The sequence below is a fragment of the Bradyrhizobium sp. SZCCHNRI20481 genome (genome assembly GCF_032485055.1).
Lineage (GTDB): Bacteria > Pseudomonadota > Alphaproteobacteria > Rhizobiales > Xanthobacteraceae > Bradyrhizobium.
On sequence record NZ_JAUEUE010000019.1, the window covers coordinates 23,953 to 45,645 of the forward strand.

The following is a 21,693-nucleotide window of genomic DNA, read 5'->3' on the forward strand; positions in this document are numbered from 1 at the left end:
ATGGCCGCCTATATTGCCCGTCGCATCTTGCTGATGCTCCCGACGCTGCTCGGGATCCTCTTCATCTCCTTCGTCGTGGTGCAGTTCGCGCCGGGCGGTCCGGTGGAGCGCGTCATCGCGCAATTGACCGGCGCCGACACCGGCGGCACCTCGCGCATTTCAGGCGGCAGCGGTTCGGATTTCGGCGCGCGTCCGCCGGGACAGGTCGGATCCGGCGGCGAGCTGAACTCGAAATATCGCGGCGCGCAGGGGCTCGATCCCGCCTTCATCAAGCAGCTCGAAAAGCAGTTCGGCTTCGACAAGCCGGCGCCGGAACGGTTCGCGCTGATGGTCTGGAACTTCGCGCGCTTCGATTTCGGCAAGAGCTATTTCCGCGACACGTCAGTGCTGCAGCTCATCAAGGAGAAGCTGCCGGTATCGATGTCGCTCGGCCTCTGGATGACCCTGCTGACCTATTTGATCTCGATTCCCCTGGGAATTCGCAAGGCGGTGCAGGACGGCTCGCGCTTCGACGTCTGGACCTCCGCCGTGATCATCGTCGGCTACGCCATTCCGGGCTTCCTGTTCGCGATCCTGCTGATCATCCTGTTCGCTGGCGGTTCGTTCCTGAACATCTTCCCGCTGCGCGGGCTGACCTCGGATGGCTGGTCGGACTTCCCGTGGTACTGGAAGATCATCGATTATTTCTGGCATCTCACTTTGCCGCTGGTGTCGATGGCGCTCGGCGCCTTCGCGACCATGACGCTGCTGACCAAGAACTCCTTCCTCGACGAGATCCGCAAGCAATATGTCATGACCGCGCGCGCCAAGGGCTGCAGCGAGAACCAGGTGCTGTACGGCCACGTCTTCCGTAACGCCATGCTGATCGTGATCGCCGGCTTTCCCGGCACCTTCATCCACGCGTTCTTTTCCGGCTCGCTGCTGATCGAGACGATCTTCTCGCTGGATGGGCTCGGCCTGCTCTCGTTCGAGAGCATTCTCAATCGTGATTATCCTGTCGTGTTCGGCAATCTCTTCATCTTTTCGCTGCTCGGCCTCGCGATCAACCTGGTCTCGGATCTGACCTACATGTGGATCGATCCGCGGATCGACTTCGAGGCGCGGGAGGTTTGATGACGATCACGGCCCCCCCTCCGGTCGAGACCACGGCGCAGGCTCCGCTCGGCGAGGCTGTGCCGCCGACGCGGCATCGTTTCCGGCCGTCGCCGCTGAATCAGCGCCGCTGGCAGAACTTCAAGGCCAACGGCCGCGGCTACTGGTCGCTGTGGCTGTTTCTGTTTCTGTTCATCGTCTCGATGTTCGCCGAGCTGATCGCCAACGACCGGCCGTTCCTGATCAAGTTCGACGGCCACCTTTATTTCCCGGCGTTCGTCACCTATCCGGAAACGGCATTCGGCGGCGACTTCGAGACCGCCGCGGACTATCGTGATCCGTATTTGCAGAAGCTGATTGCGGACAAGGGCGGCACGGTGGTCTGGCCGCTGGTCCGCTACTCCTACGCCACGCACAATCTCGATCTGCCGACGCCGGCGCCATCGCCGCCGACCTGGATGCTGACGGAGGCACAGTGCAAACCCGTGGTCGAGAAGAAAGGGCTGAAGAGCTGCCGGGATCTCGAATACAACTGGCTCGGCACCGACGACCAGGGCCGCGACGTCGTCGCACGGCTGATCTACGGCTTCCGCATCTCGGTGTTGTTCGGCCTGTCGCTGACGTTCTTCTCCTCGATCATCGGCATCGCCGCCGGCGGCGTGCAGGGCTATTTCGGCGGCTGGGTCGATCTTCTGTTCCAGCGCTTCATCGAGATCTGGAACGCCATTCCCTATCTCTATCTGCTCCTGATCCTGTCCGCGGTGCTGGTGCCCGGCTTCTTCACGCTGCTCGGGATCATGCTGCTGTTCTCATGGGTCTCGCTGGTCGGCCTGGTGCGGGCTGAATTCCTGCGCGGCCGCAATTTCGAGTACATCCAGGCGGCGCGCGCGCTCGGCGTCTCCAATGCCGTCATCATGGTCCGCCATCTCCTGCCGAACGCGATGGTCGCGACCATGACGTTCCTGCCCTTCATCGTGTCGAGCTCGGTGATGACCTTGACCGCGCTCGACTTCCTCGGCTTCGGCCTGCCGCCGGGATCGCCGTCGCTGGGCGAGATGCTGTCGCAGGCCAAGTCCAACGTGCAGGCGCCGTGGCTCGGTCTCACCGGCTTCTTCTCCGTCGCGATCATGCTGTCGCTGCTGATCTTCATCGGCGAGGCCGTGCGCGACGCGTTCGACCCGCGCAAGACGTTCAGGTGACCGACATGGATGCGATCAGCCAGCCGCTGCTCTCGGTCAGCGATCTCTCGGTGGCCTTTCATCAGCAGGGCCGCCTGTCGACCGCCGTCGACCATGTCTCGTTCGAGATCAAGCGCGGCGAGTGCGTCGCCCTGGTCGGCGAGTCCGGCTCGGGCAAGTCAGTCAGCGCGCTGTCGGTGCTGAAGCTGCTGCCCTATCCGGTCGCCTCACATCCGTCGGGCAGCATCCATTTCAAGGGCCGCGATCTCCTGCCGTTGTCCGAACGCGAGATGCGCGAGATCCGCGGCAGCGACATCTCCATCATCTTCCAGGAGCCGATGACCTCGCTCAATCCGCTGCACACGATCGAGCGGCAGATCGGCGAGATCCTGCAACTGCATCGGCCGATCTCGAACAGTGCGGCGCGGACGCGCACGCTCGAGCTCTTGACCCAGGTCGGCATTCCCGAGCCGGAGACGCGGCTCGGCAGCTATCCGCATCAGCTCTCCGGCGGCCAGCGCCAGCGCGTGATGATCGCGATGGCGCTCGCCAACGAGCCGGCCCTGCTGATCGCCGACGAGCCGACCACCGCGCTCGACGTCACCGTGCAGGCGCAGATCCTGGCGCTGCTCGCCGATATCCGGGCACGCCTCGGCATGAGCCTTCTGTTCATCACCCACGATCTCGGCATCGTCCGCCGCATCGCCGATCGGGTCTGCGTCATGAACGGCGGCAAGATCGTCGAGCAGGGCCCGGTCGAGCAGGTGTTCACCGCGCCGGCTCATCCCTACACCAAGGCGCTGCTCGCCGCCGAGCCGAAGCCGGATCCGGCGCCGCCGCGACCCGATTCGCCGGTGGTCATGCAGGCCAAGGATCTCAAGGTCTGGTTTCCGATCAAGCGCGGCTTTTTTCGCTCGACCGTCGGTCACATCAAGGCCGTGGACGGCGTCAGCCTTGCCGTGCGCAAGGGCGAGACGCTCGGCGTCGTCGGCGAATCCGGCTCGGGCAAGACCACGCTCGGGCTGGCGCTGCTGCGGCTGATTTCCTCCGACGGCCTCATCGTCTTCCTCGGGAAGGAGCTGCAGGGGCTGTCCTTCAAGGAGGTCCGCCCGTTCCGCCGCGACATGCAGATCGTGTTTCAGGATCCGTTCGGCGCCTTGAGCCCGCGCATGTCGGTCGGCGACATCATCGCCGAGGGACTGAGCGTGCATCAGCCGAAACTGACGGATGAGGAGCGCGAGGCCAAGGTCGTCAAGGCGCTCAAGGAGGTCGGGCTCGATCCGGAGACGCGCTTCCGCTATCCGCACGAATTCTCCGGCGGCCAGCGCCAGCGCATCTCGGTGGCCCGCGCGGTCGTGCTCGAGCCGAGCTTCGTCGTGCTGGACGAGCCGACCTCGGCGCTCGACATGCTGTTCCAGTCGCAGATGGTCGATCTCCTGCGCGATCTGCAGCGCAAGCGCGAGCTGACCTACATGTTCATCTCGCACGATCTGCGCGTGGTCGCCGCCCTCGCCTCCCATCTGATCGTGATGCGCAACGGCAAGGTCGTGGAGGAGGGGCCGGCGGTCGAGCTGTTCAAGGCGCCGAAGACCGACTACACCCTCGCGCTGTTCGCGGCGGCGTTCAGGAACGAGACGGCGGGGAATGGGACGGCGACGAGCTAGATGTCGCTTGTCGGCAGCCACTCTGCTGCAACTGATGGCGCGAATCCGGAGAGCGTGCCGTGACTGATGCTCCAGGACGTCCAGAATGGATTTCTGGAACCACGCATAAGGATTGGCTGCGTGACGGCTATCGCGTCACCGAAGAACAATGGGCTGATCTCGATTGGAATCGCGCCTGGGTCGATATGGGTCCGTCGCCGGCAGGCAACCTCAGCCCCTACTGGCACGTCCTGCTCAAGAGCGGAGGGACCGTGCACCGGCTCTATCCGAGGCTCCTGCCGCATCAGTCCTGCCCACCATGCGCGGTTTCCTCCTTTGGAGGCTTTCGGACGCCGGCCGCCCGAATATGCCGCGCCGTCAATCATGCTGCCGGCATCCGAAACCCTTCACAGCAGCGGAATTGCGCGCTGCACAAATCGAGACCTCGGGCGTCGATGCATATCTTCGCTATCGGAGCGTACTACTGGCGAGCCTGCTGAATTCTGGCCTTCAGCGTGGCAAGTCCGACCGCGCCGACGATGACATTGCCGCCGATGACATAGCTCGGCGTCCCGTTCAATCCCAATTTCTGCGCAAGATTGCCGCTCTCATCGAGGCTTTGGCGCACCTCCACGCTGTCCATGTCCTTTTCAAGCTGAGCAACGTCGAGACCGATCGTCTGCGCGATGGCCAACGCGCGCGCCTTGTCGGCGGGTCCGCTGCTTTGGAGAAGCCGCTGATGAAAGTCGAGGTATTTCGCGCCCGTCGGGTCTTGCATGCGTACCGCTACCGCGACGCGCGCCGCCTCCAGCGAACCGGGGCCGAGGATCGGAAATTCCTTGAGCACGATCTTGAGCTTGGGGTCGCTCTTCAACAATTCGAGTATATCGCCGAGCGCACGCTTGCAGTAGCCGCAGCTGTAATCGAAGAACTCGACCAGGGTGACATCACCCAGCGGGTTGCCGAGCGTGACCTGGTGCGCTGACGCGAACAAGGCCGGCGCATTTTGCTTCACCAGTGCAGTCTTGTCGGAACCGGGCGCTGCCGCCGGCGTCGCGGCTTGCCGCTTCTTGATCAGGTCGGAGATGGCCTGTTGCACGGCCTCGGGGTGCTTGGCGAGGTAGTCCTTCACGACCTGCTCGATTTCTTCGGGATGGGTCGCTATATAGTCTTTGACGATCGCCTCGATGTCGCTGCGCGAACTCTCCGCTCGGCCGGGCTGCACGCAAAGCAAAGACAGCGTGAAGACGGCAGCCGCCGTGGCAACGCTACGGATCAAATTGGTCATCGGTCATCCTCCATATGGCTGCCGACTTCCGCAGTTGGCGTGCAGTAATGATTTGCGAATTCGTGTCCTCGTGCATCGCTGCTTCCTTCATCGTCGCGGCATCATCATGCCGGGCGGGGGGACCGGTCTGAACCCCGGCATGCGCGGCGCAAATCGGCCGGCCGGCCGGCAGCGCGCGCCAAGCGGCCCCGGAATCCAACCGGGGGGGCAGACGATCGGGCGACCGACATCCGGCGCCCGCCGGTCCCGCGTCACCCCCGGCTTGCGTGCCACGCACACGCCGTTGGCATTGCGCCGCTCACCAGGTTGGCACGTCGTCGGCAGCTTCGGAATCACGGGGACGACCGTGGTGGACTTCTTCTCAATCTTCTTGGAGCACTGGCTTCGATCCTTTGGGTCGACCGGGGCCGCGCAGCACTCGCCGCTCGTCGTCAGATTCGCGGGCGCGCAGCATTTGCCATTCGCAGTCGGCAAGAAGCCCGAGGCGCAACACTGTGAAAGTCTCGGCAGCCAGTGCAGCGGTATGCATAGCGTGCCGTCGGGGCTCGCAATCTGGCCGGCCGGGCAGCACTGTCCCTTCGACGTCGCCTGGCTCTTGAGACAGCACTTGCCGGCGATCTTCACATAGCCGGGCGCACAGCAGCTCGGGCATTTCCAGTCCGGAATTTTCGGCTTCAACGGATCGCACACGCCGTTCACCACGGTCGTCCCGCAGCAAAGTTGTTGGCCAATCGGGCCGGAATAGATCTGGCTGTTCTCGCAGCATTCATTGTTCGGGCCGATCGCCGTCTGGTTGACGCCGCACATCGGCTTGGCGATATCAGTCGACGGATTGTTGTTCGAACAGATGCCCCGCGGCTGCAGGTCTTTGGGCGAGCAGCATTGGCCATTGACCAGAACATTGGGCGGGGCGCAGCTCGACGCGCAGCTCTTGGTCTTGATGATCCAGATCTGATTGGGCGGACAAACCGATCCGTCCGAACCGCAGACATGGGTCTTGCAGGTCTGCAGACCCGGCGGCTTCGGCATGCCGGCGGGAGGCGGCGCGCCGGCTGGACGCGGCGCCAGCCGTATCTGTGCGGCTTCCCTTGTACACGCGCGCAAGATGGCGATATCTCCCATGTGCCCGCGAGCTGATAGATCGGGCGGCGCGTCGGCATAGTCGATGAAGTAACTGAGCAGCGGTGGCTCATCGCCGCGGCGGATGCGCCAGATCGGATTCCCCTGCAGTCCGTCGATCGCAAGCGCGTCGTTCTGGCCGAGTTGAGCCACGAGCTTGGGATCGGTGGCGTGGCGCAATTGTTCGCCGGTGGTCCAGACGAAGCCGCCGCAGGAGGCCGGATTCATGGTACCGCCCATGTCGTAGCTGTAGCCGATCGCGACGCCGCCATTGCCATTGCGGAAACGTTCGGGGAATCCCACCGCATATTCGTCCGGCAAGGGCTGCCAGATCGGCTGTTTGATCTCAGTGACACCGATCAGCGTATAGCGCAGCACGCGGCCGATCGACGGCGCGGACAAGGCCTCGAAATCCTGCGCCCCGGTCGGCGCCGGCCGCTCGGCCAAAAACATCCGTCCCTCATCGTCGAAAGTAATCCTGGAGATCTCGGTGGGACCGGCGGCGGACGGCGCGACGACTTCGATTCTGGCGTCCGCACCGAACGAGCCGTTCGCGTTGAGCCCGACCGACCACACCCGCAAGCCCTCGGCGACCGCGTAGTAGAGCCGGCTGTCGCGAATGGCGAGGCCGAACACTCGCCGATCCGGTGCCGCGTAGCCCCAGGTCTCGGGCTGCGCGCTGTCGAATTGAGGATTCGTAATATCGACGCCTGGCCCGGCCGGCGCCGGCGTCGTCGGAAGTCCCGCGGCTGCGTTGCCGGCGACGCCGTGATCATAGACACCGAGGTCGACGCCGTTCGGGCCGAAGCGATGGATCAGCCCGGTCTCACGGTCGGCGACGAACAGAGACTTGGTCGCCGGATCATAGGCCAATCCCCCGAGCGCCGCGCCCGAATTGGCCTTGTCGCCCGTGGTGACATTCGCGAACAGCGTCACCGCGCCGGTGGCGCCATTGATCTTCCAGATCGATCCCGGGCCGCCGCCCGGACCCCATTGTGCCGGCATGAAGGTCGCGCCGTTAGTCCCGAGCCTGACATGTTGCGGTCGACCTTCAGGTCCCGGCGCGACGATCGAGAGACCATAGGCGGATGTCGCCGCGACGTAAATGTTGGCGGGGGAACTGTCGTCCAGAGCGACGCCAAACACCTGCCCGATCGACTTCGCGCTGACGGTGAACGGCTTCGGCGCACCGACCAATTGCGCCTGGGGCGGACCGCCCATGCGTCTCAGATCGACGATGCGCAGTGACGGCCCTCCAGGATCGATGATGGTCCGAACGTCGGGATCCTGACCGGGCTCGATCTCGAACGGGCGAATAGCCCCGGAGAATCCGGTGACTGCAGCATCGCCGGGGGTGTAAACGCCGGGCGGCGTTTGCGCCGACGCGGGCCCCCCGAGTGCGAGAGGCAGGATCAGCAGCCAGGCGAGGCGCCGCATCGCACGGACGGCGGCTGTCAAGGACGTCTGTCGGCCAAGCTCGATCATGTCGGTCCGCCTCATTTCGGCTGCTTGGGCCGTGGCTCGCAGGAGCCGGTCTTGACGTTGGGCACGGTGTCCGGCGGGCAACATTCTCCACAATTGGTCATCTGCGCGGGATTGCAGCAGCTCCCGTCAAAGGCCATTCCCTGGCTCTTGTCGGAGCAGGGCGTGACACAGGGGCTGTTCTTGTTGCCGCCGAGTCTTGTCTGTCCGGCCGGGCAGGCCGCGGGCGGACACATGCCGTAGGGCGCAAAGCCGAAAGCCGCCATCTGGTTGGTGTCGTCGCACAGGCACTCGGAGAGCCCGTCCGACTTCAACGCGCCGGGATGGGTGTCCTTCGGGCAATCGCACGAGAACACGTACTTGCTATCGCCGGATCCGGGGTTGGGGACCTGTTGCCAGTGCGGCACCATCGGTTTCGGACAGGTGCAGTAACTGCTCCCTGTGTGGCAGGCATAGGCGCCGGGATCCGTGACCACCAGCGTCCCGTCGCCGGTTTCCACCATGCCCACGCCATATCGATCGTATTGATCCTGATAGACGCCTTTGCTGGAAGGGCTGAAGATCGAGCCGGGACCGCCGATGCCTTGACATTCCGGGTACCTCCACCACTCCATGTAATGTACTTTTTCGCACGTCGCGTTGATCGCGGCGCATGTGGCTTGAACAGGCGGAAGGACCTCGCAATCGCCGCAGGACTGCATGCCAAGCTTTTCCTGCCCCCAGCACAGCGCCTCCTGAAGACATGAGCCGACTTCGGAACCCAATCCAACGGTGCTCTGCTCGCTCTTGCAGGCGCATTTCACGACGTCTGCGGCCGCGCCAACGGCTGCGAGCTCCTTGGAAAGATCGCCGAGAACATTTTCTGCGATCGCGTTGCCAAAGATCGTGTTCAGCTTGCTGACGACTTGGTCGGCGTTGCCCTGCGCCTCTGCGCAGAATTGATTGACCAGGGCTTGCCCTTTCCCCGTGTCCGACCCTGACAAGGCGACGCCGCTGAGTGCTGCGGTCAGTGCAATCGCTGCGTAGCGGCTTGCGTCATTCTCATAGACCGACTTGCACACATACGCGGCGGACAGCGTCCCGATAAAGGCATCCGCGATGTCTTCTGGACTGCAGCCGGCCCGCGCCGGCGACGCCAGCAGAATCATCGCGGCGACGATGGCCGCTCCTTGAACCCGCCAGCGTCCTGCGCGCCCCATGATCCGCCCCTCTGTCGCATCAACGTGGCCGTTCTTTTCAATGTGGCCGTTCTTCTCAATTCCAGCCTTGCGCTAGATCAACAGAGGCGACGGCAGCCGCGCCATCAACCGACTGCGCCAACCAGCGCCATCAGGATCGACACCTCATGACCGCACAACCGCCATTCTGCAAAGCTGTTCGTCGTGCCCGCCGCTCATCGACCGGCCACGGTGGAATGCGCCTCCGCACCAGTCCTGCCCACCCATGCGCGGTTTCCTCCCTTGGAGGCTTTCGGACGCCGGCCGCCCGAATATGCCGCGCCGTCAATCATGCGGCCGGCATCCGAACCCTTCACAAAAGCGGCAATCATCTGCCGGGCACGAATCTGTCGCTATACTCTCGAGATCGGGCGAATTACCAAAGCGCCGGCAGTCAGAATCTCAGATCTCTTGGGCTGCGGCGAGAACCCACGCGATTGCGGGTGATTTGGCCGACGGGCGCGGTCCGCTTACGCCTGTCCAGTCCTCTCGCGAAAAATATTCATATTTCCTTTTTTCGGAAATCGTGCATACTCTGCCCCGTCCTGCCCCACGAGAGGGACGTACGCGTCGTCACGGACGTCGGGTGCGGGATGCGATGGCCGCGATGATGTTGCAGTGTGCATTAGCGCACCGACGAACGGTGTCATGCGGACGGCGAAGTCGTGTGGTCCTGGCGCCCCGATGCTGGCGTCAAGGTCGCGGGAGCCGATGAGGCCTGCGGCCGACAGGGGCAAGAAAGCCGGTCCCTGGGGAGATCACGAAGTAAGTCGCAAAACATCGCGCAGGGAAGGCCGGATGTTCGGCCCGTACCTGTGGTGACTACCGCGTGCTTGTTGCACGCAACCACGGGTGCGGTCGGCACCCGGCCTTCCCTGCGCCCTCTCATGTTTTCGAGGGCGGATGATTGCGCAAAGCTCGGGCCCATGAGGCCGCGAGAATGCGGATGCTTGCCCTGCTGTTTGGCGCGGCCTGTTGCTGTTTGATAGGTATATCGGACTCTTGCGCCGCTCTCTCCGCGTCATTGCGAGCGCAGCGAAGCAATCCAGAGTCGTGGGCGGGACTCTGGATTGCTTCGCTTACGCTCGCAATGACGGAGGAGGGAGCCTGCGTCTCAAAACCTCATCGGGAGGACGCGCCAGCGCGATGAGGCGAGTCAATCCAGCCGCTTGATCGCGAGCACATCGCTCCCGCTCGCCTTGATACGGGCAATCGCTTCGCCGATCGGCTCGATCTGCGTGGCCATATGAAACGCGTTGGCGTGGACGATCGTGTCAGCATCGCGCACGATGGCGACGTGGCCCCTCCAGAACATCAGATCGCCGCGGCGAAGCGGCTCTCCCCCGTCGAGCAAGCGCCCCAGCGCGGCGAGCTGCATGTCGCTGTCGCGCGGGCACGGCACACCCGCAGCATTCAACGACACCTGCACCAGGCCGGAGCAGTCGATGCCGAGGCTGCTCTTGCCGCCCCACAGATAGGGCGTGCCGACGAAGCGTTCGGCGACCGCGACATAATCGGGCTCGATGGCACCGAGCAGCGCCACGTGCGGCTTCGGCACGAACCAGCCATCGGCCGTCACGGCGAAGCTCGCGTCCTCGCGCGCGACCGCGATGGTCGAGCCCATCACCAGCGTCTCGACCGGCGGCAGCTTGATCGACGGACCGGGGAACGCGAAGCTGCGCAGCGCGCTGATCTTGTGCGTCGGTGCTGCGGCGGGCGCCGCCAGCGCCGACTCCGGCAGCCAGCCGACATAGCCGTCGGCGGCGAGTTGGCCCCAGGCCCAGCCCTCGCCGTTGCGATCATAGATCGTGACGCGCTCGCCCCTCAGCGCCTGCGTCGCCAGCTCGGCGCCGGAGAACGGCTGCTGGCGCAGCGGGGCGATGGAATCGGCGACCACCAGCATCTCGCCCTCGACGAAGCGCGCGGCCGTCACTTGGCCTTCGAGATGCTTGGCCGCGATGTCGCCGCGCGCGGGCGTGAGGCGCGGATCAGCCATAGCGTTCGCTCAGAAGCTTGTAGAGCGCGCGTGCGGCCTGGCACTCGCCGCCTTCGGGCCGGCCCGGCTTGGCCGACGGCGTCCAGGCGAAGATGTCGAGATGCAGCCAGCTCCTCGCGTGCTCGACGAAGCGCTGCAGGAACAGCGCGCAGGTGATCGAGCCGGCGAAGCCGCCGGACGGCGCGTTGTTGATGGTCGCGACCTTGGAGTCGAGCCACGAGTCGTAGGGCGCCCACAGCGGCATGCGCCACAGCGGATCGTTCTCGGCGGCAGCGCAGCGCGCGACATCGGCTGCGAGCGCCTCGTCCTGGGTGTAGAATGGCGGCAAATCGGGACCGAGCGCGACGCGCGCCGCGCCGGTCAGCGTGCCCATGTCGATCAGCAGGTCGGGCTTGTCCTCGTCGGCCAGCGCCAGCGCGTCAGCCAGGACCAGCCGGCCCTCGGCATCGGTGTTGCCGATCTCGACCGTGATGCCCTTGCGCGAGGGAAACACGTCGAGCGGACGGAAGGCGTTGCCGGCGACCGCGTTCTCGACCGCTGGAATCAGCACGCGCAGATGCAGCTTGAGCTTGGCATCCATCACCATCTGCGCCAGCGCCAGCACGTTGGCGGCGCCGCCCATGTCCTTCTTCATCAGGAGCATGCTGCTCGACGGCTTCAGGTCGAGCCCGCCGGTGTCGAAGCAGACGCCCTTGCCGACCAGGGTCACCTTGGGATGTGATGGATCGCCCCAGACGAGCTCGATCAGGCGCGGCGCGCGGGTCGAGGCGCGGCCGACGGCATGGATCAGCGGATGGTTCGCTTGCAGCAGGTCGTCGCCGACGATGCTGGTGAAGCGGGCGCCGAAGCGGTCGGCGAGCTGCTTTGCAGCGGCCTCGAGCTCCTCGGGCCCCATGTCGTTGGACGGCGTGTTGACGAGGTCGCGCGCCAATGTCGCCGCGTCGGCAAGTCGGTTCAGCTCGGCGGCGTCGACGCCATCCGGCGGAACGAGGCGAACCTCCGGCGTCTCGGTCTTGCGGTAGCGGCCGAAGCGGTAGCTGCCGAGCGCGAAGGCGAGCGCCGCCAGCCGCGCATCATGGGGAGCATTGGCAAAGCGGTAGGTGCCCGCAGGCAGCAGGCCGGGCAGGGCGCCGGGCCGGAACAGATCGCGGTGCCCGGCGTCGTCGTCCTCGATGCCGAACAGGACCTGCGCGATGCGGCCGTCGGCGGCTGGCAGCGCCAGATAGCTGCCGGGCTTGGCGGTGTAGACGTTGGCCTCGGCGAAGTTGCGCGCTTCAACCGACAGGCTCTCCTTGATCCCCGGCCAGTTCGCCTTCGTCACGAAGGTGATCGGGATGGCGGACGTTGTGGAGGCGGTCTCGAACATCGACGGCATGCCTAATGGTTCCCTAACTGGCGCGCGGCAGCCAGACTTCGCAGAGTTTGGAGGCCGCTGCAATCGCGCCGGCCGCATCGCCTGCAAGCCGACGCAAATGTGACGGCTGCGCCTGGAACACGCCATTAACCGGCTGTTAGCGTTAACAGTTTATTGCTGGCGCGTTCAATTCGCCCGTTCGAGTCCAAGTGACATGCGTCAAGCGCCTCCCATTCCCCGGCTCCTCGCGTCCGTTGCCCTCGCCGCGCTCGTCGCTGCGGGCCTCGGCGGCTGCCAGACCATGTCCGACGTCACGGGCTCGCTGCGCAGCCGGGCCGAGCCGCCGCCGCCCGCGACCCCGCAGCGCGCGGTCGAGGTCTATGGCGAGCGCTACCGCGCCAACCCGAAGGATGCGGCCATCGCGCTCGCCTATGGCCAGGCGCTGCGCAACAACGGCCAGCGCGAGCAGGCGGTCGCCGTGCTCGAGCAGGCCACGCTCGCCAACGCCGGCAACAAGACCGTGCTCGCGGCCTACGGACGTGCACTCGCCGACAACGGCAATTTCAAGCTGGCGTTCGACGTGCTGTCGCGCGCGCACTCGCCCGACAATCCCGATTGGAAGCTGCTGTCGGTGCAGGGCACCGTCTTGGACCAGATGGGCCGCCACGACGAGGCGCGGCGCTATTACGACAGCGCGCTGAAGATCGTGCCGGGCGAGCCCTCGGTGCTGTCCAATCTCGGCCTGTCCTACATGCTGACGCGGGAGCTCCCGAAGGCCGAGGAGGTGCTGCGCCAGGCCTACGGCTCGCAGCGAGCGGACGCGCGGGTGCGCCAGAACCTCGCGCTCGTCGTCGGCCTGCAGGGACGCTTCGCGGAGGCCGAGCAGATCGCACGGGCCGATCTGCCGCCGGACGAGGCCGCCGCCAACGTCGCCTATCTCAAGCAGATGATTCAGGGGCAGAGCCAAGGCAAGGGCAAGGCGCGCAACGCGGCGCCGATGGCCGCGCTCAACCAGCCGGACTGACGGCGTGCCCTATCGTGTCGCGCCCGTGAGCAGGCGGCGGCATGTGTCGACGAACACGTCGGCGCCGGTGACGATGTCGGCGTCGGCGGTATTCTCGGTCCAGTGATGGCTGATGCCGCCGATCGACGGCACGAACAGCATGCCGGCCGGCATGATGGTGGCCAACACCTGCGCGTCGTGCCCGGCGCCGCTCGGCATCCGCAGCGACTTGCCGCCGGCGAGATCGCGGCTGGCGGCCTCGATCGCATCCTGGAACGTGCCGTCCATCATGGCCGGCGCGCCGGTGCGGATGCGCTCGACCCCGACCTGACAGGGACCTGCTTCGGACGCCTGCGTGGCCATCTCACGCAGCAGCTCTTCGAGCCGGTCGACCACGGCGGCATTGTCGTCGCGGATCTGGAACAGCATCTCGGCCTGGCCGGGGATGATGCTCGGTGCGCCCGGATCGAGCGTGATGCGTCCCGTGGTCCACACCGTGCGCGGGCCGCAGGCGGCCGGAAAGCGCGCATCGATCGCCACACAGAACTTGGCGAGCGCGAGCCCGGCATCCTTGCGCACCGCCATCCGCGTCGTGCCGGCATGGTTCTGCTCGCCGGTGAAGGTGATGCGGTATTGCCAGATGCCGACGATCGAGGTGACGACACCGATCTTGAGCCCGCTCGCCTCGAGCGTGTCGCCCTGCTCGATATGGGCTTCGAGATAGCCGATATGCCGGCCGCGCTCGGCCTGCAGGCGCGGCCGTCCGGCGAGGCCCATCTCGGCAAGCGCCTCGCGCATCGTGCGCGGGCTGCTGCGGTCGCGGGCAGCATCGATTTCGGCCTCGCTGACGTCGCCGACATAGGACCGGCTGCCGAGCATGCTGCCGAAGTGGCCCTCCTCGTCGCACCAGGAGGCGACCTCCACCGCACCGTTGATGGACGGGTCTGGATTGAGCACGCGCGCCGCCTCCAGCGCGTAGATGACGCCGAGCGGGCCGTCGAGCCAGCCGGCCTGGTTCTGGCTCTCCAGATGCGATCCGGCCAGCAGCTTGCGTCCCGGCTTGGCGCTGGTGCCGAGCACATTGCCGATGCCGTCGATATCAGGCGTCAGCTGCGCGTCGGGCAGGCGCTCGGCGAGCCAGGCCAGCGACTGCCGGTGGGCGTCGGAGAAGGTCGGCCGGTGCACGCCGGTCTTGTAGGTGCCGAAGGCGCGCAACGCGTTCAGATCGGCGAGGACGCGGGCGCCATCGGCGCGGCGGAGCTTGTCGGACATCAGGCGGAGACCTCGATCATGCTCAGCCTAGCTTCCAGGGTAGAGCCGCGACCGCAAGCGAAATTTCTCGCGAGCGGTCTACGTCTACTGCATGGCCGCGACCTTGATGCCGGTCGGTCCCAAAATGACCACGAACAGCACCGGCAGGAAGAACAGGATCATCGGCACCGTCAGCTTCGGCGGCAGCGCCGCGGCCTTCTTCTCGGCCTCGTTCATGCGCATGTCGCGATTTTCCTGCGCCATCACGCGCAGCGACTGTCCAAGCGGCGTGCCGTATCGCTCCGATTGCTGGAGCGCGAGGCAGACCGACTTCACGCCCTCCAGGCCGGTGCGGCGGGCGAGGTTCTCATAGGCGACCTTGCGGTCCTGCAGGTAGGAGAGCTCCGCGGTGGTCAGCGTGAACTCCTCCGACAACGCGATCGACTGGCTCGAGATCTCGATCGCCACCCGGCGGAAGGCGGCCTCGATCGACATGCCGGACTCGATGCAGATCAGCAGCAGGTCGAGCGCGTCGGGAAAGGCGCGCTTGATCGACAACTGGCGCTTGGAGATCGCATTGCTGAGGAACAGCATCGGCGCCTGCAGGCCGAGATAGGCCATGCCGACGCAGATGCCGATCTTGACCGGCATCGACTTCTGCAGATTGGCGATCACGAAGACGTACAGCACGGAGCCGACGAACAGCACCAGCGGCGTCACCATGCGCGCGAACAGGAAAGTGATGTAGGGCGCCTGGCCGCGGTAGCCCGCCATGATGAGCTTCTCGCGGGCCGCTTCCTGGGCGAGCCATTTGGTGAGGTTGAAATCCTCCACGACACGAGAGATGAGCTGCTTCGGCGTCTGCCGCAGCGAGACCTTCTCGCCGGCGTTCAACCGCTCGCGCTCACGCTGCTTGATCCGCTCGCGTTCGCTGGCGACCGCCTTCATGCGCTTGTTCAGGTTTTCGCCCGCGAACAGCGGCATGATCAGCGTATAGACGGTGGCCGTCGCCGCGATGGCGGCGAAGAACATCGTCATGAAGTGCGGGTCGTGCAGCTTGGTGACCAGAAAGTCGACCATGGTCCACCTCAGAAATCGAAATTGATCATCTTCTTCATGACCAGGATGCCCATCGACATCCAGATCACGCAGCCGACCAGCATCAGCTGGCCGGTCGGATGGGTCCAGAGCAGCGAGATGTAGTCGGGCGTGCTCAGATAGACCAGCAGCATCACGATCGGCGGCAGCGATCCGATGATGCCCGCGGAGGCCTTGGCTTCCATCGACATCGCCTGGATCTTCTCGCTCATCTTCTTGCGGTCGCGCAGCACCTTCGAGAGGTTGCCGAGAGCCTCGGAGAGGTTGCCGCCCGACTTCTGCTGGATCGCGATGACGATGCCGAAGAAGTTGGCTTCCGGCAGCGGCATACGCTCATACAGCCGCGCACAGGCCTCGCCGAGCGGCATGCCGATCGCCTGGGTCTCGATGATCGCGAGGAACTCGCTGCGCAAGGGCTCCGGCGCATCGGCGGCGACGACCTTGATCGATTCGAACAGCGGCAGGCCCGCCTTGATGCCGCGCACGATCACGTCGACGGCGTCCGGCAATGCTGCCAGGAATTTCTTCTCGCGCCGCTTCTTGAGGTAGCCGAGGATCCAGCGCGGCAAACCGAGACCTGCAGCGAAGCCGAGCCCGAGCGCGCCGAGCGGGCCGCCACCGGCGAAGAAGGCGACCGCGCAGACGACGAAGCCGAGGACGCCGGAAACGATCCAGAACTTCTGCACGGTCCAGTCGAGCCCAGCCTGCGAAATCCGCATATTCAGCGGGACTTTGCTCTGCTTCTGGGCCTTCGCCTCGAGATCCTTCAGCGACGACTCGACCTGCTCCCGGCGCGAGCGCTGACTGCGTTCGGCCTGGCGGACCACCGGCTCGGACTTGGCGACGGTGCTGCGCCGCTGCTCGGCCTTCCGCTCACCCGACAGCAGGGGATAAAGGAACACCCAGGCGATGCCGCCGATCGCGGTGGCGGCGAGGAAGGCAAGGGCGAGAGCCTGAAGCTTCATGGGGTCTCTCCTCAGTCCTTGCTCGCGACTTCGGCGGCGTCGAGTGCAGCCGCAAGCCGCTTCTCTTCGCCGTAGTAGCGCGCACGCTCCCAGAACCGCGGCCGGCCGATTCCGGTCGAGCGGTGGCGCCCGATGATCTTGCCGTTCGCGTCCTCGCCGATCATGTCGTAGAGGAAGATGTCCTGGGTGATGATGGTGTCGCCTTCCATGCCCATCACCTCGGTGATGTGCGTGATGCGGCGGGAGCCGTCGCGCAGGCGCGCCGCCTGGACGATGACGTCGATCGAGGCGCAGATCATCTCACGGATGGTCCGTGACGGCAGCGAGAAGCCGCCCATCGTGATCATGGATTCGCAGCGGGACAAGGCTTCGCGCGGGTTGTTGGCGTGCAGCGTGCCCATCGATCCGTCGTGACCGGTGTTCATGGCCTGCAGCAGGTCGAAGGCCTCGGGTCCGCGGACCTCGCCGACGATGATGCGTTCGGGGCGCATACGCAGGCAGTTTCTCACCAGCTCTCGCATCGTCACCTGGCCTTCGCCTTCGATGTTGGGCGGCCGGGTTTCGAGGCGCACCACGTGTGGCTGCTGCAGCTGGAGCTCGGCGGCGTCCTCGCAGGTGATGACGCGCTCGTCGTGATCGATATAGTTGGTCAGGCAGTTCAACAGCGTGGTCTTGCCCGAACCGGTACCGCCGGAGATCAGCACGTTGCAGCGGACGCGGCCGATGATCTGCAGGATCTCCGCGCCCTCCGGCGAGATCGCGCCGAACTTGACCAGCTGATCGAGGGTCAGCTTGTCCTTCTTGAACTTACGAATGGTGAGCGCGGGGCCGTCGATCGCAAGCGGCGGAACGATGGCGTTGACGCGCGAGCCGTCGGCGAGACGCGCGTCGCAGATCGGCGAGGATTCGTCGACGCGGCGGCCGACCTGGCTGACGATGCGCTGGCAGATGTTCAGGAGCTGCTGGTTGTCGCGGAACCGGATGCCCGTGCGCTGGATCTTGCCGTTGACTTCGATAAAGACCGTACCGGCGCCGTTGACCATGATGTCGGCGATGTCGTCGCGCGACAGCAGCGGCTCCAGCGGGCCATAGCCGAGCACGTCGTTGCAGATATCGTCGAGCAGTTCCTCCTGCTCGGCGATCGACATCACGATATTCTTGATCGCGATGATCTCATTGACGATGTCGCGGATTTCCTCGCGCGCGGATTCGCCGTCGAGCTTGGCCAGCTGAGCGAGATCGATCGCTTCGATCAGCGCTCCGAAGATCGTCGCCTTGACCTGATAGTAACTGTCCGAACGCCGGGCCTCGACAACCGGTGGCGGCGGCGGCGGAGCCTGCCGGGTCGGAGCCAGAGGTGGCGACGGCACGGCCGGAGACGCCGCGCGTGGTGCAGCCGGCGCCGGCTCGGGCGCTGGCGCGGCCGGCCTGAGGGTCCTGGTATCGTTGTCCAATCCGCTACGCTTACCAAACACGACTTAGAACTCCACGCGTGCCTACTTCGCCCTCAGCTTGTCCAGCAGAGGCGACAGGAAGGAGCCTTTCGGCTTCTTGGTCTCGCTGCGGCCGGTGAGCCGCTGCGCAATCTGGAGAAACATCTCCGTCGTCCGATGACTGGGAGACATTTCCGCAATCATCTGGCCGTTGTTGGCGGCGGCGCCGAAGATCTGCGGCTCGAACGGGATCGTCGCGATCGGCGGGCTTTCGATCGCCTTGGCGAACTCGCTCGCATTGATCTCGGGCCGCTTGGGAACGCCGACCTGGTTCAGGCAGTAGAGCGGCATGCGATCGTTCGGCCGGGCGGCCTTGAGGAGATCGAACATGTTCTTGGTGTTGCGCAGCGAGGCGAGATCCGGCGCCGCCACGATCAGGATGTCGTCCGCGGAGATCAGCGCCCGCTTGGTCCAGCCTGCCCATTGATGCGGAACGTCGAGCACGATGCAGGGCATCGAGGCCCGCAGCGTATCGAAGACCGCATCGAATGCCTCGGCGCCGAAATCGTAGACCCGGTCGAGCGTCGCGGGCGCGGCCAGCAGGCTCAGATGATCGGTGCATTTCGACAACAGCCGGTCCATGAAGGCGATGTCGATCCGGTCCGGCGAGAACACCGCGTCCGCGATGCCCTGCGCGGGATCCTGGTTGTAGTCGAGGCCGGCGGTGCCGAACGCCAAATCAAGGTCGGCCACGACGGAATCCATCGACAGGTTGCGCGCGATCGCCCAGGCGATGTTATGGGCGAGGGTCGAAGCTCCGACGCCACCCTTGGCGCCGACGACGGCAATGATGCGCCCGACGGCCTTGGCCTCTGGCGCCGAGAACAGGTTGCAGATCGAGCGGACGACGTCGATCGGCGTCACCGGCGACAGCACATAGTCGCTGACGCCGCGCCGCACCAGCTCGCGATACAGCGTGACGTCGTTGACGCGGCCGATCACGACGACGCGCGTGCCCGGGTCGCAAACCGTGGCGAGCTGATCCAGGCCTGCCAGGATGTCGGTGCGCGCATCCGTCTCCAGGATGATGACGTTCGGGGTCGGTGCCGACCGGTAGGCCTCGATCGCCGCCGCCATGCCGCCCATCTGAACCTTCAGATGCGCCTTGCCGAGGCGCCGGTCCTCACCGGCGGCCTGAACCGTCGCGGCGGTTTCCACCGTCTCACAGAACGCCTGCACGGACACGCGCGGCGCGGGCGCGATGTGATCGTCGGCCGGCGGCGGCACGACGTCAGGCTGCTCCTCTTGGGTCTGTCGGGCGTAGCTGATCATTTGCCTGTGTCGCTGAGTTTGGCCTTGTCGGCCTCTGGATACGTGATCGCGGTTGATTGTCCCTTGCGATATTTGTCGAACAACGCCGTGCGCCGGGTGGTATAGGACGGCGTTTCGGATCGCGGCTGCACGAGATCAGACGGGTTTGCGACCATTGCCGCCATGTTGCGCTGGTAGGCGCAGCCGTAGTTCCAGTCAGGCTTGTTGTCGAACCAGTTCTTGTTCTTGATCGACGGCCCGAGGTCGTCCGGCCAGACGCCGCAGGGCCCGACCGTGGCCGACATTTTAGGATAGCTCAGCCGGATCGCGGCCATCTGGCGCGGGTCCTTCGGCTGATAATTGCGTACGGTGATGCCGTGCGGCGGAACGCCGGCGGCGGCAAGCAGGGAGTGGATCTCCCGCATCGAGTCGGCGGCCGCCCGTGCATTGGGGGTGCCGCTCGGCACGTCGGCGCTGATCGCGCCCGTGCCTTGGCGAATCCAGCCCTGGGCCAGTCCCATCACGTCGGCGCGCTGCTCGGCGGTCAGGCCGCCACGGCCCTGGCCGACGAAGACCACCAGGGAGTCCGGGGCCTCCTGGATCGCAATCGGGTGGCGCAGCCGGTAGTCGTCCGGGATGCTCGCCGTGGTGGCAGCGTCTCTGGTGTAGTTGCAGGCGCCGAGCAGGGCTGCGGCTCCGGCGAGCGCTGCGGCAAGGGGCAGGCGGCGGTATCGAGCGGGGCTGGATGTGATGGTCATCGTTGCAGGTCCTTGTCCCGGCTCAGTCCGTGATGAAGCCATAGGTGCCGCGATAGTTGCGTCCGGGTTCGGCCCGGCCGGGTACGCCGTAGATGCGGTTGATGCTGCCCAGGAGATCGGCCTGGGGGTCGGACGCGGCCGCGAAGCCGTCGTCTGGGCGGGAGAGATCCTTCTGTGCCACGGCGCGGACGACGAACGGCGTCACCAGAACCATCAGTTCGGTCTGGTTGTTGACGTAGTCGCGGCTGCGGAACAGCGCGCCGAGGACCGGCAGCTGCATCAGGCCCGGCATGCCGCTGATCGCCTGCTTGGTCTGCTGCTGGATCAGGCCGGCCATCGCCATGGCGCCGCCGGAGGGAATTTCCAGCGTGGTCTCGGCACGCCGGGTCTTGATCGAAGGAACCGTCAACGAGTTGACCGTCGTCGAGCTGACGGCTTGCGACAGCGTGATCGAGTTCTCGTTTGAGAGCTCCGAGACCTCGGTCATCACCCGCATCGAGATCCGGCCCTCGCTGAGCACGACGGGCGTGAAGTTGAGCGAGATGCCGAACTTCTTGAAGCTGATCTGCGTCGTACAGACATGGGTCGTCGGATCGCAGGAGTAGCCGGCAGGAACCGGAAACTCGCCGCCGGCGATGAAGGTCGCGGACTCGCCCGAGATGGCGGTCAGATTGGGTTCCGCGAGGGTACGGATCACGCCCGCGTTCTCCATCGCGCGCAGCGTCGCCTGCACCGTCGGAGCCGCTCCGAACGCAGCGCTTACGGCATTGTTCGAGACCAGATTGCTGCCATAGGCCGTGAACGGATTGGAGTTGGCGAATTTGACGACGGCCGTTCCATAGTTGAGCTGGCCGGAGAGATCGATGCCGAGCTGCTTGACGATCGAGCGCTGCACCTCGGCGACCGTCACCTTCAGCATGACCTGGTCGCGGCCGCGCACGGTGATCGAGTTGACGACCTTGTCGGCGCCGCCGGCGAGCCGGGCGGCGAGTTCGCCGGCCTGCTGGGCTTCGATCTGGCTTGACGCCGAGCCGGTCAGCACGATGCTGTCGGCGAGGCCTTCGATCTGGATATCGGCATTCGGCAGCAACTGCTTCAGCGCCGCCCGCGCGCCGTTCAGGTCGCGCTTGACCGCGATGTCGTAGGCCGCGATCTGCTGGCCCTGCGCGTCGAAGAAGACGATATTGGTCTGGCCGATCGCCGCACCAATGATGTAGGCGCGCTGGGCGGAGCGCACGACGGCATTCGCGATCTTCGGATCGGCGACGAGAACGTCCTTGATGTCGCGCGGCAGATCGATGACGACGGACTTGCCGATGCCGAGCGCAAGGAAGCGTGCATTGATCTGGCCGTCCGCGGCGGCGGCGGTCGCCGGGCGGTAGTCTGCCGCGATCACCGGCGCGATCGCCGGATTGAGGGTCAGCGCAGCGGCGGCCGAAAACGACAGCGCGCGGACCAACAGGGTCCGCATCTTCCGCTGATTTTCGCTGCAGGTCATCTTGGCG

At 65.5% G+C, this 21,693-nt stretch carries 16 protein-coding genes; 4 read left to right on the forward strand and 12 right to left on the reverse strand.

The genetic code is table 11. The features are described from left to right. The 3 genes from QX132_RS27340 to QX132_RS27350 are packed head-to-tail and all read left to right on the forward strand — an operon-like array spanning position 1 to position 3,934. Positions 1–1,113 (forward strand): microcin C ABC transporter permease YejB, encoded by a 1,113-nt coding sequence (locus QX132_RS27340; RefSeq protein ID WP_315734646.1) that lies wholly within the window; start codon positions 1–3, stop codon positions 1,111–1,113. Continuing rightward, positions 1,113–2,291 carry an ABC transporter permease gene (locus QX132_RS27345; protein ID WP_315813412.1) on the forward strand — a complete coding sequence of 393 codons (1,179 nt, stop codon included), beginning with the start codon at positions 1,113–1,115 and terminating at the stop codon, positions 2,289–2,291. The genes QX132_RS27340 and QX132_RS27345 overlap by 1 nt, the downstream gene beginning before the upstream one ends. Positions 2,292–2,296: 5 nt before the next feature. Next, on the forward strand, positions 2,297–3,934 hold the full coding sequence (locus tag QX132_RS27350; RefSeq protein WP_315735685.1) for an ABC transporter ATP-binding protein: 1,638 nt from the start codon (positions 2,297–2,299) through the stop codon (positions 3,932–3,934). A gap of 460 nt (positions 3,935–4,394) precedes the next feature. On the opposite strand, the gene QX132_RS27355 is transcribed toward QX132_RS27350, so the two are convergent. From QX132_RS27355 to QX132_RS27375, 5 genes are all read right to left on the reverse strand, one after another. Continuing rightward, the gene (locus QX132_RS27355) at positions 4,395–5,201 is read right to left on the reverse strand and encodes a DsbA family protein (protein WP_315734642.1); all 807 of its coding nucleotides are present in this window, start codon (positions 5,199–5,201) and stop codon (positions 4,395–4,397) included. 87 nt (positions 5,202–5,288) lie between these two features. Next, positions 5,289–7,820 (reverse strand): hypothetical protein, encoded by a 2,532-nt coding sequence (locus QX132_RS27360; RefSeq protein ID WP_316163326.1) that lies wholly within the window; start codon positions 7,818–7,820, stop codon positions 5,289–5,291. After that, on the reverse strand, positions 7,817–9,001 hold the full coding sequence (locus QX132_RS27365) for a hypothetical protein (RefSeq protein ID WP_315797071.1): 1,185 nt from the start codon (positions 8,999–9,001) through the stop codon (positions 7,817–7,819). The genes QX132_RS27360 and QX132_RS27365 overlap by 4 nt, the downstream gene beginning before the upstream one ends. 1,174 nt (positions 9,002–10,175) lie before the next feature. Then, a complete protein-coding gene (locus QX132_RS27370; RefSeq protein WP_316163327.1) occupies positions 10,176–11,015 on the reverse strand; it encodes an NlpC/P60 family protein in 840 nt (279 codons plus the stop codon). Then, on the reverse strand, positions 11,008–12,390 hold the full coding sequence (locus QX132_RS27375; RefSeq protein WP_315797069.1) for a leucyl aminopeptidase family protein: 1,383 nt from the start codon (positions 12,388–12,390) through the stop codon (positions 11,008–11,010). Before QX132_RS27375 ends, QX132_RS27370 begins: the two co-directional genes overlap by 8 nt. Positions 12,391–12,583: 193 nt before the next feature. Between QX132_RS27375 and QX132_RS27380 the strand changes: the two genes are divergently transcribed. Continuing rightward, positions 12,584–13,393, forward strand: coding sequence for a tetratricopeptide repeat protein (locus tag QX132_RS27380; protein ID WP_315753449.1), 810 nt, complete (start codon positions 12,584–12,586; stop codon positions 13,391–13,393). Between the two features lie 9 nt (positions 13,394–13,402). Here the strand turns inward: QX132_RS27380 and QX132_RS27385 are convergent, their stop codons facing one another. The 7 genes from QX132_RS27385 to QX132_RS27415 all read right to left on the reverse strand — a co-directional run bounded on the left by QX132_RS27385 (position 13,403) and on the right by QX132_RS27415 (position 21,686). Beyond that, positions 13,403–14,644 (reverse strand): Zn-dependent hydrolase, encoded by a 1,242-nt coding sequence (locus tag QX132_RS27385; RefSeq protein WP_315797068.1) that lies wholly within the window; start codon positions 14,642–14,644, stop codon positions 13,403–13,405. An 84-nt stretch (positions 14,645–14,728) separates the two neighbouring features. Next, positions 14,729–15,703: a type II secretion system F family protein gene (locus QX132_RS27390; RefSeq protein WP_315734630.1), complete on the reverse strand. Its 975-nt coding sequence runs from the start codon at positions 15,701–15,703 to the stop codon at positions 14,729–14,731. Positions 15,704–15,711: 8 nt separating this feature from the next. Beyond that, a complete protein-coding gene (locus QX132_RS27395; protein ID WP_315734628.1) occupies positions 15,712–16,686 on the reverse strand; it encodes a type II secretion system F family protein in 975 nt (324 codons plus the stop codon). A gap of 11 nt (positions 16,687–16,697) precedes the next feature. Continuing rightward, the gene (locus QX132_RS27400) at positions 16,698–18,161 is read right to left on the reverse strand and encodes a CpaF family protein (protein ID WP_315734626.1); all 1,464 of its coding nucleotides are present in this window, start codon (positions 18,159–18,161) and stop codon (positions 16,698–16,700) included. A 21-nt stretch (positions 18,162–18,182) separates the two neighbouring features. Then, entirely contained in the window at positions 18,183–19,451 is a 1,269-nt protein-coding gene (locus QX132_RS27405) for a CpaE family protein (protein ID WP_315734624.1), read from the reverse strand. Continuing rightward, positions 19,448–20,188, reverse strand: a complete 741-nt coding sequence (locus QX132_RS27410; protein ID WP_315734622.1) for a CpaD family pilus assembly protein — start codon at positions 20,186–20,188, stop codon at positions 19,448–19,450. The genes QX132_RS27405 and QX132_RS27410 overlap by 4 nt, the downstream gene beginning before the upstream one ends. 22 nt (positions 20,189–20,210) lie before the next feature. Then, entirely contained in the window at positions 20,211–21,686 is a 1,476-nt protein-coding gene (locus QX132_RS27415) for a type II and III secretion system protein family protein (RefSeq protein WP_315735683.1), read from the reverse strand. Positions 21,687–21,693: the final 7 nt, after the last annotated feature.